Source organism: Mycobacterium sp. GA-0227b, from assembly GCF_001499855.1.
In the GTDB taxonomy this organism is placed as follows: domain Bacteria; phylum Actinomycetota; class Actinomycetes; order Mycobacteriales; family Mycobacteriaceae; genus Mycobacterium.
Genome location: NZ_LQIK01000012.1, coordinates 394,436 through 406,585 on the forward strand (window position 1 = coordinate 394,436; position 12,150 = coordinate 406,585).

At 66.9% G+C, this 12,150-nt stretch carries 14 protein-coding genes and 1 tRNA gene; 6 read left to right on the plus strand and 9 right to left on the minus strand.

Annotated features, from left to right (window positions below; genetic code table 11):
* The first annotated feature begins 115 nt into the window (after positions 1–115).
* Together AU185_RS12335 and AU185_RS12340 are read left to right on the plus strand one after the other, a co-directional pair.
* Positions 116–2,032, plus strand: a complete 1,917-nt coding sequence (locus tag AU185_RS12335) for a heavy metal translocating P-type ATPase (protein WP_059098427.1) — start codon at positions 116–118, stop codon at positions 2,030–2,032.
* A 58-nt stretch (positions 2,033–2,090) separates the two neighbouring features.
* Positions 2,091–2,402 carry a hypothetical protein gene (locus AU185_RS12340; RefSeq protein ID WP_059098090.1) on the plus strand — a complete coding sequence of 104 codons (312 nt, stop codon included), beginning with the start codon at positions 2,091–2,093 and terminating at the stop codon, positions 2,400–2,402.
* A 77-nt stretch (positions 2,403–2,479) separates the two neighbouring features.
* Here AU185_RS12340 and AU185_RS12345 read toward each other — a convergent pair.
* From AU185_RS12345 to AU185_RS12365, 5 genes are all read right to left on the minus strand, one after another.
* A tRNA-Ala gene (locus AU185_RS12345) sits at positions 2,480–2,552 on the minus strand.
* A gap of 61 nt (positions 2,553–2,613) precedes the next feature.
* The gene (sepX, locus tag AU185_RS12350; RefSeq protein ID WP_059098091.1) at positions 2,614–3,657 is read right to left on the minus strand and encodes a divisome protein SepX/GlpR; all 1,044 of its coding nucleotides are present in this window, start codon (positions 3,655–3,657) and stop codon (positions 2,614–2,616) included.
* A gap of 269 nt (positions 3,658–3,926) precedes the next feature.
* Entirely contained in the window at positions 3,927–4,580 is a 654-nt protein-coding gene (locus tag AU185_RS12355) for a GNAT family N-acetyltransferase (protein ID WP_059098092.1), read from the minus strand.
* A gap of 18 nt (positions 4,581–4,598) precedes the next feature.
* Positions 4,599–5,855 carry a molybdotransferase-like divisome protein Glp gene (gene glp / locus AU185_RS12360; RefSeq protein WP_059098093.1) on the minus strand — a complete coding sequence of 419 codons (1,257 nt, stop codon included), beginning with the start codon at positions 5,853–5,855 and terminating at the stop codon, positions 4,599–4,601.
* Positions 5,856–5,883: 28 nt separating this feature from the next.
* The gene (locus tag AU185_RS12365) at positions 5,884–6,795 is read right to left on the minus strand and encodes a UTP--glucose-1-phosphate uridylyltransferase (RefSeq protein WP_059098094.1); all 912 of its coding nucleotides are present in this window, start codon (positions 6,793–6,795) and stop codon (positions 5,884–5,886) included.
* Between the two features lie 78 nt (positions 6,796–6,873).
* Between AU185_RS12365 and AU185_RS12370 the strand changes: the two genes are divergently transcribed.
* From AU185_RS12370 to mscL, 4 genes are all read left to right on the plus strand, one after another.
* Positions 6,874–7,497: a 5-formyltetrahydrofolate cyclo-ligase gene (locus AU185_RS12370; protein WP_059098095.1), complete on the plus strand. Its 624-nt coding sequence runs from the start codon at positions 6,874–6,876 to the stop codon at positions 7,495–7,497.
* A gap of 59 nt (positions 7,498–7,556) precedes the next feature.
* Entirely contained in the window at positions 7,557–7,901 is a 345-nt protein-coding gene (locus tag AU185_RS24690; RefSeq protein ID WP_082683869.1) for an FmdB family zinc ribbon protein, read from the plus strand.
* Positions 7,902–7,968: 67 nt separating this feature from the next.
* Positions 7,969–8,619 carry an SAF domain-containing protein gene (locus AU185_RS12380; RefSeq protein WP_059098097.1) on the plus strand — a complete coding sequence of 217 codons (651 nt, stop codon included), beginning with the start codon at positions 7,969–7,971 and terminating at the stop codon, positions 8,617–8,619.
* Between the two features lie 95 nt (positions 8,620–8,714).
* Complete coding sequence (gene mscL / locus AU185_RS12385; RefSeq protein WP_059098098.1) at positions 8,715–9,176, plus strand: large-conductance mechanosensitive channel protein MscL; 462 nt, start codon at positions 8,715–8,717, stop codon at positions 9,174–9,176.
* Positions 9,177–9,234: 58 nt separating this feature from the next.
* Here mscL and mspA (AU185_RS12390) read toward each other — a convergent pair whose 3' ends face one another.
* The 4 genes from mspA (AU185_RS12390) to AU185_RS12400 all read right to left on the minus strand — a co-directional run bounded on the left by mspA (AU185_RS12390) (position 9,235) and on the right by AU185_RS12400 (position 12,141).
* Complete coding sequence (gene mspA, locus AU185_RS12390) at positions 9,235–9,867, minus strand: porin MspA (RefSeq protein ID WP_059098099.1); 633 nt, start codon at positions 9,865–9,867, stop codon at positions 9,235–9,237.
* Between the two features lie 562 nt (positions 9,868–10,429).
* Positions 10,430–11,062: a porin MspA gene (gene mspA, locus AU185_RS12395; RefSeq protein WP_059098099.1), complete on the minus strand. Its 633-nt coding sequence runs from the start codon at positions 11,060–11,062 to the stop codon at positions 10,430–10,432.
* Between the two features lie 319 nt (positions 11,063–11,381).
* Positions 11,382–11,540: a hypothetical protein gene (locus AU185_RS25345; RefSeq protein WP_172800263.1), complete on the minus strand. Its 159-nt coding sequence runs from the start codon at positions 11,538–11,540 to the stop codon at positions 11,382–11,384.
* A gap of 55 nt (positions 11,541–11,595) precedes the next feature.
* The gene (locus tag AU185_RS12400) at positions 11,596–12,141 is read right to left on the minus strand and encodes a MogA/MoaB family molybdenum cofactor biosynthesis protein (protein ID WP_172799595.1); all 546 of its coding nucleotides are present in this window, start codon (positions 12,139–12,141) and stop codon (positions 11,596–11,598) included.
* Positions 12,142–12,150 lie beyond the last annotated feature (9 nt).

The following is a 12,150-nucleotide window of genomic DNA, read 5'->3' on the forward strand; positions in this document are numbered from 1 at the left end:
TATGTAGACCTCTACATGTATACATATCGGTGTGATGTCGATACGGCTGGCCGTACCGAGAGCCACCGTCCGGGGCGAACCGCCGTCCGGCACCGGCCGGCGACCGATCCTTCCGATGCTGTGGTCCGTCGCGTCAATGCGGTGGGCTGCACTAGCGCTGGGCTTGTTCGTGGCTGGGCTGGCCGCGCAGTTGCTCGATGCACCTTCACCGGTGTGGTGGACGCTCTATCTGGCGTGTTATGCGGCGGGCGGATGGACGCACGCGTGGGACGGGTTGCGGGCGCTTCGGTCCCGGACACTCGACGTGGATCTCCTCATGGTGGTGGCCGCGATTGGCGCGGCCGGTATCGGGCAGATCTTCGACGGCGCCTTGCTGATCGTCATTTTCGCGACCTCAGGCGCGCTGGAAGACGTGGCGACGAAGCGCACCGCGGATTCGGTCAAAGGCCTGCTGGATCTCGCGCCCGATCGGGCAACCCGCCTCGACGGCGACGGCGCCGGACGCTCGGTGGACGCTGCCGACCTGCGCGTAGGAGACATGGTGCTGGTTCGCCCCGGTGAGCGCGTGTCAGCCGATGGTGTCGTAGTCGGCGGCGCGTCGGATGTCGACCAGTCCTCGGTCACGGGAGAACCGCTGCCCGTCGGCAAATCGATCGACGACGAGGTTTTCGCAGGCACTCTCAACGGCGCAGGGGTACTTCGTATCCGCGTCACCCGCGACCCGTCCGATACCGTGGTCGCCCGCATCGTCGCGTTGGTCGCCGAGGCGTCGGCCACCAAAGCGAAGACCCAGCTGTTCATCGAGAAGGTCGAGCAACGCTATTCGGTTGGTGTCGTCGCGGCGACGCTCGCGCTGTTCGCCATCCCGTTGACCTTCGGCGCTGACTTGCAGTCCACGCTGCTGCGAGCGATGACTTTCATGATCGTTGCATCACCGTGCGCGGTCGTGCTGGCCACGATGCCGCCGCTGCTGTCGGCCATCGCCAACGCAGGGCGCCACGGTGTACTGGTGAAATCCGCCGTCGCCATGGAACACCTCGCGGACACGAGCGTCGTCGCCATCGACAAGACCGGAACGCTGACCACCGGTATCCCGCGACTGTCCAACGTCGTATCGGTCGACGACCGGTTTGACGAAGACGACATCGTCAGGATGGCCGCCGCCGCAGAGCAATTCAGCGAACACCCGCTTGGTCGAGCCATTCTCTCCGCCGCCGTCGAACGCGACCTCGTCATACCGGCCGCCGCCGACTTCCGTTCGTCACCCGGCCGCGGCGTCCGCGCGACCGTCGACGGCCAACTCGTCGAGGTCCTCAGCCCGCGCGCGCTCGATTCCGCAGCGCACACCGACGTCATCGCCGCGGTGGAGAGCAACGGAGCCACCGCGGTGGTTGTCGTCCTCGACGGGCGGGGCGTCGGTGTGCTCGCGCTCGATGACACGACCCGCAACGGCTCCGCGGCGGTCGTACAGGCCATCGTCCGGATCACCTCGGCTCCCCCGGTCATGCTGACGGGAGACAACCACCGTGCGGCCGCACGACTCGGTGCGCAGATCGGAATCGACGACACTCGCGCCGAACTGCTGCCCGACGGCAAGGTCGCGGCAGTACGTGACCTGCAAGCCGGCGGTCATCGCGTGCTGTACGTCGGCGACGGGGTCAACGATGCGCCGGCCATGGCGGCCGCGCATGCCTCGCTTGCCATGGGACGCAGCGGAGCCGACCTGACGCTGGACACCGCCGATGCCGTCACGGTGCGTGACGACCTGGCCACGATCCCAGCCGTCGTGGCGCTGGCTCAGCGTGCACGCCGCGTCGTCATCGCAAACCTCGTGATTGCAGCGACATTCATCTGCGTACTCGTGGCGTGGGATGTGCTCGGACACCTGCCGCTGCCGCTCGGCGTCGCCGGTCACGAGGGCTCGACGATCATCGTTGCGCTCAATGGGTTACGACTGCTGAGTTCCCGCGCCTGGCGTCAGCCGTCGGCGGCTAGCCACTCTTTGCTATCCAGATCGTCAGTTTCCAGCTAACATTTGGTGAGGGCAATCCATAGGCGCCACCAGCGCAATCAACAAGCGGAGGAAACGCATGCAACGCATCGCCATTCTCGTCGGGGGGCTAGCGGTCGCGGGACTGGTCGCTGCAGCACCGGCCGGCGCCGAACCGGGTCAAGTGGACTGCTCGCCGTGCGCCCGCACAACCAGCAGCAGCGGCGGCGGCGCTGGGGGGACGCTGCCCGAGCGTTGGGTCGCCAATGCCCACGCGCTCGGGGAGTCGTGGGCCAAGCTCCCCGGCCGCTATGCAGCGCTGCCGGGCGAGATCGTCTCGAACATCGCCAGCATCCCCGGCAAGATCGCGGCCAACTACGACGCCGATCCGACCAACAACTCGCCTGAGTGACCTGACCCGCCCGCAAAAAGTCGGCCCCTACCCGTTCGGGGTAGGGGCCGATTTGTGCTTAACCTGCTCAGATGTTGTGGAGCTAAGGGGAATCGAACCCCTGACCTACTCGATGCGAACGAGTCGCGCTACCAACTGCGCCATAGCCCCTGATACCGGTAGCAGGCTACCAGCCACTCGATGGCCGCCGAAAATCGACGGCGTGACCGGTCTACTGGCCCGCGGCCCGCGGTAGGTCGAAGTGGCGCGCGAACGGCGCATAGTCCAGATGCTCGAAGATCGGATCCTCGTCGTCGATCTCCAGCACCACCGACCCGGGTCGTCTCAGCCGCGACGGCACCACGTCGAACTCGCGGTCATCGGTGTTCTCGACACCCAGCCGCGAGCGCGCGATGCGCTGAGCTCGCCTGCGGCGCAACCGCTCCTCGATCCGCGTCTGGCGGCGCAGATAGCCCAGATACAGCACCGTGATCGCGCCGACCGCGCCACACAGCCACCACAGCCCGGGGCTCACCGTGTACGCCGCGACGGCCGAGCCGACCAACAGGACCCCCATCGCCGTCAGCATCCGCTTGCGGAACTTGTACTTGCGCTCGCTCACCGCGGCGGCCGTCTTCGACTCGTACCGGCGCTGCCGCGCCGCCGACAGCGAGTCGGCCATCCGCAGGTCGGCCTCCGACGGCGCCTCCAGGCCGGACGAATCGTCGACGTACTCGTACTCGTCCTGCGATTCGTCGGCTTCAGGTTCGAGCGCGACGACCTCGTCCACGGCCTCTTCATCGGCTTCGTCGTCGACTTCCCCGTCAGCTTCGTTGCCGACGGCGTCCACTTCCTCGGCCGACTCATCGAATTGCAGTGTCAGCTCGTCGTTTTCGTCTGCTTGCCGGTCCGACTCGCCGACCGGCAGCGCTCCTGAGTCCTCGCCGACGACATCGACGTCGAGGTAGTCGGGTTCCGCACTGTCCTCGCTTTCGACGACCGCGGCGCGCACCAGCGAACGGCCCACGGGTTCCTCTTCGACTTCGTCATCGACATCCTCGGACGGCCGCCAGTCCGGATCGCTGGCGTGCCCCGCCGCGGGGCCGTGGCGCTTGAGCAGGCGCGCTTTGCGCCCACTGTTGAGCACGCGCGTCGCCAGCGCGACGTCGCTGGTTCGGCGCACGGTGTCGCGCTTGCTGATCAGCATCGGCACGAGCACAAAAAGCCAGAGGACGACGAGGGATATCCACAGAAGGGATTGGGGGATGCTTGGCATGTCGCCTGCTCCTTTCCCCGTAAAGGCTAGGTCTGTGACCTGCGCATCCGTGGGCGGCGCGCCGAGACAATTACACACCTGTAATTCGCGCATGACAAGCACCACCAGTAACAAATGTCACATTGGTAACAGCGCGTCTCTTCACTCATGTCGCGAGATGTACACCCGGGTCGCGATTTTGCTCGCGGCACAGCCCTGTCGTACGTCTCGCGAAAATGCAGGCGGGAAGCTCGCCGGACGCAAGCCCGCGGCGGGCGAAACAACCGGGGCTATGCCCAGCTCGCGCGGCCCTGACGCACCAGCGCGGCGGCCGCTGACCCGTTGAGTTCCTCGATCGTGATGGCCATCAGCAGATGATCGCGCCAGGCACCGTCGACCTCCAGATACCGGTGCAACAGCCCTTCCTCCCGAAAGCCGACCTTCGCCAGTACCGCGCGGCTGGCCCCATTCTCGGGCCGCACGGTCGCTTCCACGCGGTGCAGTCGCACCGGACCGAAGCAGTGATCCACGCCCAGCGCGAGTGCGGCGGTCGCGACCCCTCCGCCGTTGACCGCCTTGGCCACCCAATACCCGATCCACGCGGACCGCAGGGCGCCGTGTGTGACGTTGCCGATCGTCAGCTGCCCGGCGAACTGGCCGTCCAACTCGATCGTGTAGGGCAGCATCCGGCCTTTGCGGGCCTCCGACCGCAGCCCTGAACACACCGACGGCCACGAAGTGATCGCGTGCCGCGTCGCCCAGTCCACGCCGGTGGCCGGTTCCCACTGCTCGAGGTGAGCGCGCTCGGCCAGCCGCAGGCGGCTCCACTGTGCGCCATCGCGCAGCCGGACCGGGCGCAACCGCACCACGCCGGCGGCCACCCGCAGCGGACCGGCAGGCTGCGGCCAGCCGGGATGCAGGGAACTCGACCGCCAAAGGTTCACGTCGACACGCCGGGCGGGTCAGCCGCGCTGAGCCAGGAATGCGACGTCGACGATCTCGCCGGTGCGGACCTGTTCAGCTTCGGTGGGCACGACGACCAGACAGTTCGCCTCGGCCAGCGTCGCCAGCAGATGCGACGCGCCCGGGGCTCCGCCGAGCGCCTGCACGAGATACTCGCCGGTGTCCTGATCCCGCATCAGCTGTCCGCGCAGATACCCCTTGCGCCCGGCCACCGACTCGATCGGCGACAGCGCACGGGCCTGCACAATCCGTCGGTGCGCCTGCCGTTTGCCCAGCGACAGCCGGATCAACGGACGCACCATCACCTCGAACACCACCAGCGCGCTGACCGGGTTGGCGGGCAGCAGGAACACCGGCACGCCGTCGCGGCCGAGCTGGCCGAACCCCTGCACCGAACCGGGGTGCATCGCGATGCGCGTCACCTCCATCTCGCCCAACTCGGCGAGCACCGAGCGGACCGCCTCGGCGGCCGCCCCGCCGACCGCACCGGCGATCACCACCACCTCGGCGCGGTTGATCTGGCCCTCGACGACTTCACGCAGCCGCTTGGGGTCGGTGTCGACGATGCCGACGCGGTTGACCTCCGCGCCGGCATCCCGGCCCGCGGCGGCCAGCGCGTAGGAGTTGACGTCATAGACCTGACCGTTGCCGGGAGTCCGGGAAATGTCGACGAGCTCACCACCGACGCACATCACCGACAGCCGCGGCCGCGGATGCACCAACACACGTTCCCGGCCGACGGCTGCCAGCAGACCGACCTGCGCCGGGCCGATGATCGTGCCCGCCCGCACCGCGACGTCGCCGGGTTGCACGTCGTCTCCGGTGCGACGCACGTAGGCGCCCGACCGCACCCCGCGCAGCACCCGTACCCGCGCATCACCGCCGTCGGTCCAGCGCAACGGCAGCACCGCGTCGGCGAGCGTCGGCATCGGGGCGCCGGTCTGCACGCGCGCCGCCTGGCGCGGCTGCAACCGACTCGGCGTTCGGGCACCTGCCTCGATGACGCCCATCACCGGCAGGCTGACCTCGCCGTCCGCGGGCTCTTCGCCGTCCCCGGCGTCGCCCACCCCGAGCACGTCGACGCTGCGGACCGCGTAACCGTCGATCGCGGCCTGGTCGAAACCCGGTAATGGCCGCTCGGTGACCACCTCCTCGGCGCACATCAAGCCCTGCGCTTCGGCGATCGCCACCCTGACCGGTCGCGGCGCCACCGCCGCAGCCGCCACCCGTGCCTGCTGTTCCTCGACCGAACGCACTGCACCCCTTATCTATGCGTCAGGGCTCTCAGCAGTCGACCAGCCCCAATCGCTCCACCAACCACCGCCGCAGTTCCGGCCCGTAGTCGTCGCGCTTCAATGCAAAGTCAACCGCAGCCTTGAGGTAGCCGCCGGGATTTCCGAGGTCGTGTCGATCGCCGCGGTGCACGACCACGTGGACCGGGTGCCCCTCGTTGATGAGCAGCGCGACGGCGTCGGTCAATTGGATCTCGCCGCCCGCACCGCGCGGGACCCGCCGCAGCGCATCGAAGATGGCCCGGTCCAGCACGTAACGGCCGGCCGCGGCGTATGGCGACGGCGCATCCTCCGGCTTCGGTTTCTCGAACATGCCGTTGACGCGTAAGACGTTCGGATTGTTGGTGTCGGCGACGGGCTCGACGTCGAACACGCCGTACGCGCTGATCTCGTCAACGGGCACCTCGATCGCACACAGCACCGAACCGCCGCGTTTGGCACGGACTTTCGACATCGTCTCGAGGACGCCGGTCGGCAACACGAGGTCGTCGGGCAGCAGCACGGCGATCGCGTCCTCGTCGGGCGACAGCGAGGATTCCACGCAGCTGACCGCGTGGCCGAGGCCCAGCGGTTCGGCCTGCACCACCGATTCGACCTTGATCAGCGCGGGCGCGCGGCGGACCTTCTCCAGCATCGACTTCTTGCCGCGCGCTTCCAGCGTGCCCTCGAGCACCAGGTCCTGGACGAAGTGCGCGACCACCCCGTCCTTGCCCTCGGAAGTGACGATGACCAGACGCTCCGCGCCCGCCTCGGCGGCTTCCGCGGCGACGAGCTCGATGCCGGGGGTATCGACGACGGGCAGCAGTTCCTTGGGAACCGTCTTGGTGGCGGGCAGGAACCGCGTGCCCAGTCCCGCCGCCGGAACCACCGCCGTATACGGGATCGGTACCTCAGGCCTTGTCATCGTTCACACATTAACCTCCTTGGGCAGGTTGACCCTGTCGAGGCCGGGCGGCTCGGAGCAATTGGGAAGCGATTCGGAATGGGCGCTGTGGGTGCGACGAAAGCGGATCTGCGCGCCGCGATCCTGTCGGCCCGCCGGGCCGTTTCCGCGCATGAGCACGACGCCGACGCGGCTGCCCTGGCCGGGCATGCGACGACGCTCGCCGCGGCCGGTCAGACCGTCTGCGCCCACGTTCCCGTCGGGGCTGAGCCGGGGTCACTCGAGCTGGTCGATTCCTTGTATCGGCGCGGTGTTCGGGTGCTGCTGCCGGTGGCCAAATTCGACGCCACGGGCGGTCCCGTGCCCCTGCGATGGGGTGAATACGTTCCCGGCGGATTGCGGGAGGCGCGGTTCGGTCTTCGTGAGCCGGCCGAGCCGTGGCTGCCGGCCGAAGCGGTCGCGGACGCGGCGACGCTGCTGGTACCGGCGCTCGCGGTCGACCGGCAGGGAGTTCGGCTGGGCCGCGGCGCGGGTTTCTACGACCGGTCCCTGCCGTTGGCGTCGCCGTCGGCACGGCTTGTTGCGGTCGTGCGCGACGACGAACTCGTCGACCGGCTACCCGCCGAACCCCACGACGTGTCGATGACCCACGCGCTCACCCCCCGGCTCGGGCTGGTGGCCCTCGGCAGGCCCGACGGGCCGGGAATGAGCATCGCCACGTAGCGGTTCTAGCACTTGACCCGGTAGAGTGCTAAGCAGTTTTGACCACCACGGAGGGTTTCGTGCCTACCTATTCCTATGCGTGCACCGAGTGTGACGACAGGTTCGATGCGATCCAGGCGTTCAGCGATGCCTCACTGACCACCTGCAGCAAGTGCAACGGCCGCCTGCGCAAGCTCTTCGGCAACGTGGGAGTTGTGTTCAAGGGCAGCGGCTTCTACCGCACCGACAGCCGCGAATCCGGCAAGAGTTCGTCGAACGGGTCCACCAACAGTGGCACCTCGGAGTCGAGCTCGTCGTCGGACAAGTCGAGCACCGGTTCGTCGAGTTCGAGCGACTCCGGCAAGAGTTCGAGTTCGAGTTCGAGTTCATCCAGCTCCCCCGCAGCGGCCGCCGCGTCGAGCTGACGCAGGGTTATCCACAGGCTGGCGGTCATCTTCCCCACCGGCGTACAGCGCTGCCTAATTTGGCGGCATGGGGGACACACTCAATCCGTTGCCGATCCATCGACTCACCGAGTTGCTGCGGCCCGACTGGACTCGCACGGCGCTGGCCCGGCGGATTGCCGCGGGCGGGCTGGTGGTGCTCGCCGCCGTCGCGGCGCTGCGCCCCGATCCTGACGACGAGCGCGTCGATGCCGTCGTCGCCGCACGCGACCTGAGTCCGGGCAGCGAACTGACCGCCGACGATGTCCGGCTCGAAAAGCTGAGTGCTGCAACAGCTCCCGATGGTGTTCAGACAGATGTCGCAGCCGTGGTCGGCGGAACGCTGGCCGGCCCCGCACGCCGCGGCGAGGCGATCACCGACGTCCGCATGCTGAGCCCCCGGCTCGCCGAAGCGACGGTGGGCCCCACGGCACGCATCGTGCCGCTGTCGCTCGACGAGACCGCGGTGCTCGACCTGATCCGCCCCGGCGACGTTGTCGACGTGCTGGCCGCCGGCCCCGAATCCGACCCTCGGCCAAGGGTTGTCGCGACCGACGCGGTCGTCGTGCTGGTGTCCGAAAAGCCCACGGGAGTGGGCGGCGGCACCGACCGGGTCATCCTGGTGGCGCTGCCCGCTCACGCCGCCAACGACGTCGCCGCCGCGACGTTGGTGCAGACAGTCACGCTCACGCTGCACTGAAGGACGCCCGTACGGGCATTTCGCCCCTGGTCGGTGCCCACGCAACTAACGTGCCTAACTGTCGACCGAACACCACTGCAAGGAGGATCGAGACAATGTTGAAGGGCTTCAAAGAATTCCTCGCCCGAGGCAACATCGTCGACCTGTCGGTCGCGGTGGTCATCGGTACCGCGTTCACCGGGCTCGTCACCAAGTTCACCGACAGCATCATTCAACCTCTGATCAACCGCATCGGCGCGGGCGGCGAATCCGACTACGGCATCCTGCGCATCGGCATCGGCGGCGGCCAGACCATCGACCTCAACGTGCTGCTGTCGGCGGCCATCAACTTCATCCTCGTCGCCGCGGTGGTGTACTTCCTCGTCGTCATGCCTTACAACCGGCTGCGCAAGAAGGGTGAGGTCGAGCAGGCGCAGGACACCGAACTGTCCCTGCTGACCGAGATCCGCAACATCCTGGCCGAGACCAACGGCTCATCGTCGGGGGCGCACAGTGCGGGCCCCGGCACCGGCCCAGACCCCGACACCGCGAAGACGACCAGCGCCGACAAGTCCTGACGGTAAAAAGGCAGCCCCCGGACGGGTCCGGGGGCTGTCGTGTTGCTCGGGAAAGCGGTCAGTTCATGTTCCACGGCTCGCCGTAGGTGGTGACGCTGTCGCCGGCCGAGGAGATCAGCCGGGCGAACGGACGCAACAACACCCCACCGGCGGCACCGGTCACCGTGCCGTGCGCGTTGGACACCGCCACACCACCATTGGCGCCGGCGACATCGACAGAAAACGTGGCAACCTCCTGAATACCCGGACCGTTGCCGAGGTCGGCGCTGATCGACGCGCCCGGGAAGAAGTTCGGCGTGGTGAGGAAGCCCGCCTCCGGGTTGAGGCTCGGCGGCGCCTGGTCGAACAGCACGTTGGGCGTGGTGTAGCTGAAATTGATGCCCACACCCAACGACCACGGGAAGCCGATCTGATACCCCAACTCCAACGTGCCCTCGAACTCGTCAGCCCCCGGGCCCGACACGATGTACTTCGCGCGGCCACTGTGGAACCACTCGCGAGTCAGCCGGTTGCGGTCAAGGGGAAACACCCCGTTGAGAAACGTGTCCCACTGCTGAATCGTCAACGTCCGGTCCTGACCGTCGACCAAACTCAACTCGTTATCCAGCCCGGCATGCGAGGTACCCGTGCTCACGAACAACGACGCGACAGCGGCCACCATCGCAATCACCACCCGACTGAATACCTTCATGTTCTCCCTAGCGTTGTCGATGCATGCCCCCGGTGGGCCCGCAACTGGTGTCCGTCCGTGCCGGCGCTACCGCCGCTACGCGACATACGCGACATACGCGACATGTGAGCACACGTGGAGCAAATCAGAGAACTCACATGGTGCCCGTACGTCTCGCTCATCCGTTGACACGAGGAACATAACGGCGCCGAAGAGAACCGGCAACGCGAGCGAACGGTCGAAATTCAGTGCGCAACACCACGGAGATTTGTTTGCCGAATTTGGATCGTCGTGCGATTAACGCTTGCAACAAGGAGTTTCGGAACGACGCTGCGCATGTCACAACATGTCAGCCTGGTGTTCTCACCCCTGCCGGCCGCGGGCGGTCGTGTGCTGCAGGGCTACCGACCAGCCTGCCATGTGCGTGCGACGTTGCGGTCCGGTGACCGGTCGTGACCAAGATCACCAGCAAAGTAGTTTTATTGTTTACCAACCTGCAACGTCACGCCACGGTCAACTCGTGGACGACAAATAGACAGCCCCCGGACGGGTCCGGGGGCTGTCGTGTTGCTCGAGATGGCGGTCAGTTCATGTTCCACGGCTCGCCGTAGGTGGTGACGCTGTCGCCGGCCGAGGAGATCAGCCGGGCGAACGGACGCAACAACACCCCACCGGCGGCACCGGTCACCGTGCCGTGCGCGTTGGACACCGCCACACCACCATTGGCGCCGGCGACATCGACAGAAAACGTGGCAACCTCCTGAATACCCGGACCGTTGCCGAGGTCGGCGCTGATCGACGCGCCCGGGAAGAAGTTCGGCGTGGTGAGGAAGCCCGCCTCCGGGTTGAGGCTCGGCGGCGCCTGGTCGAACAGCACGTTGGGCGTGGTGTAGCTGAAATTGATGCCCACACCCAACGACCACGGGAAGCCGATCTGATACCCCAACTCCAACGTGCCCTCGAACTCGTCAGCCCCCGGGCCCGACACGATGTACTTCGCGCGGCCACTGTGGAACCACTCGCGAGTCAGCCGGTTGCGGTCAAGGGGAAACACCCCGTTGAGAAACGTGTCCCACTGCTGAATCGTCAACGTCCGGTCCTGACCGTCGACCAAACTCAACTCGTTATCCAGCCCGGCATGCGAGGTACCCGTGCTCACGAACAACGACGCGACAGCGGCCACCATCGCAATCACCACCCGACTGAATACCTTCATGTTCTCCCTAGCTACGTCGGCGGTCAGCCGTGGCTCACCGTGCTCTGCTGTTCGTGCGTGGCCCTACTGCTGCCCACACATGCTGCTCATTCTCGGCACGAGGAAACTTAACGGTCGCGTACCAGCCCGGCAACGTGAGATCGCTGCAGGTGTACGGGACGTTACCGGCCTACAGATATTTACTTAGACGTCACGCAGCGGCGCTGTGACGTGCGGTTACCTCGGCGTAACATCGGCGTCCGGATCTGCGCCGTGGAGCGTCACGGCCGCGAGTCGGCCGTCGACCGGCTGGGCAATGGCGTTGCGCCCGTACGGTGTGTCAAAGATGGTGCGGCGGAAGGTTTTCCCGTAACCACCGATCGCGTTCGGCTTCGTCGTCGGGCGACTGGGTATCGCGCTCGTCGGCCGAGATCTGCGGCATATCCTCTCCGAAGACGTCGTCGAGCGCATCCCTGGCTCGTTTAGACGGATCGGTCATATTTCGGCCCGATTGTGACGAAGATCACATTTATCGCAGTGTGGGCGCGACGAGGTCAGATTTCCAGGCTGGACAGTTCGCCGATGATCTGGACCGCCAACGGATTGAGCGTCGCCATACCGTCGCGTACCGCTGCGCGGGAACCGGCGAGGTTGACCACGAGCGTGCTGCCGGAGATGCCCGCGAGCCCCCGGGACACTCCGGCGTCGATCATGCCTGCGGACAGCCCGGAAGCCCGCAGCGCCTCGGAGATGCCGAGCAGTTCCCGGTCGAGGATGTCGCGGGTGGCTTCGGGGGTGACGTCGCGGGGCGTGACACCGGTGCCGCCGACGGACACCACGAGGTCCACTCCGCCGATCACCGCGGTGTTGAGCGCATTGCGGATCTCGACCTCGTCGGACGACACCACGACGACGCCGTCGACGACGAATCCCGCCTCGTTGAGCAACTCGGTGACCAGCGGACCGCTGTGATCCTCCTCGTCGCCGTGTGCGGTGCGGTCGTCGACCACGACCACCAGTGCGCGGCCCACCAACTCCCCTGGCTGTTCCATGAGTGCAACCGTATATGCGGGCTGCGACAGCGGCGCGGCCACTCTCAGCGGGATCGA

Bases quoted from the DNA above. Each gene is read 5' to 3' on its own strand.
- AU185_RS12335 (WP_059098427.1), top strand. From the start codon at position 116: ATGCTGTGGTCCGTCGCGTCAATGCGGTGGGCTGCACTAGCGCTGGGC.
- AU185_RS12340 (WP_059098090.1), top strand. From the start codon at position 2,091: ATGCAACGCATCGCCATTCTCGTCGGGGGGCTAGCGGTCGCGGGACTG.
- mspA (WP_059098099.1), bottom strand. From the start codon at position 11,062: ATGAAGGTATTCAGTCGGGTGGTGATTGCGATGGTGGCCGCTGTCGCG.
- AU185_RS25345 (WP_172800263.1), bottom strand. From the start codon at position 11,540: ATGACCGATCCGTCTAAACGAGCCAGGGATGCGCTCGACGACGTCTTC.
- mscL (WP_059098098.1), top strand. From the start codon at position 8,715: ATGTTGAAGGGCTTCAAAGAATTCCTCGCCCGAGGCAACATCGTCGAC.
- AU185_RS12365 (WP_059098094.1), bottom strand. From the start codon at position 6,795: ATGACAAGGCCTGAGGTACCGATCCCGTATACGGCGGTGGTTCCGGCG.
- AU185_RS12380 (WP_059098097.1), top strand. From the start codon at position 7,969: ATGGGGGACACACTCAATCCGTTGCCGATCCATCGACTCACCGAGTTG.
- AU185_RS12370 (WP_059098095.1), top strand. From the start codon at position 6,874: ATGGGCGCTGTGGGTGCGACGAAAGCGGATCTGCGCGCCGCGATCCTG.
- mspA (WP_059098099.1), bottom strand. From the start codon at position 9,867: ATGAAGGTATTCAGTCGGGTGGTGATTGCGATGGTGGCCGCTGTCGCG.
- sepX (WP_059098091.1), bottom strand. From the start codon at position 3,657: ATGCCAAGCATCCCCCAATCCCTTCTGTGGATATCCCTCGTCGTCCTC.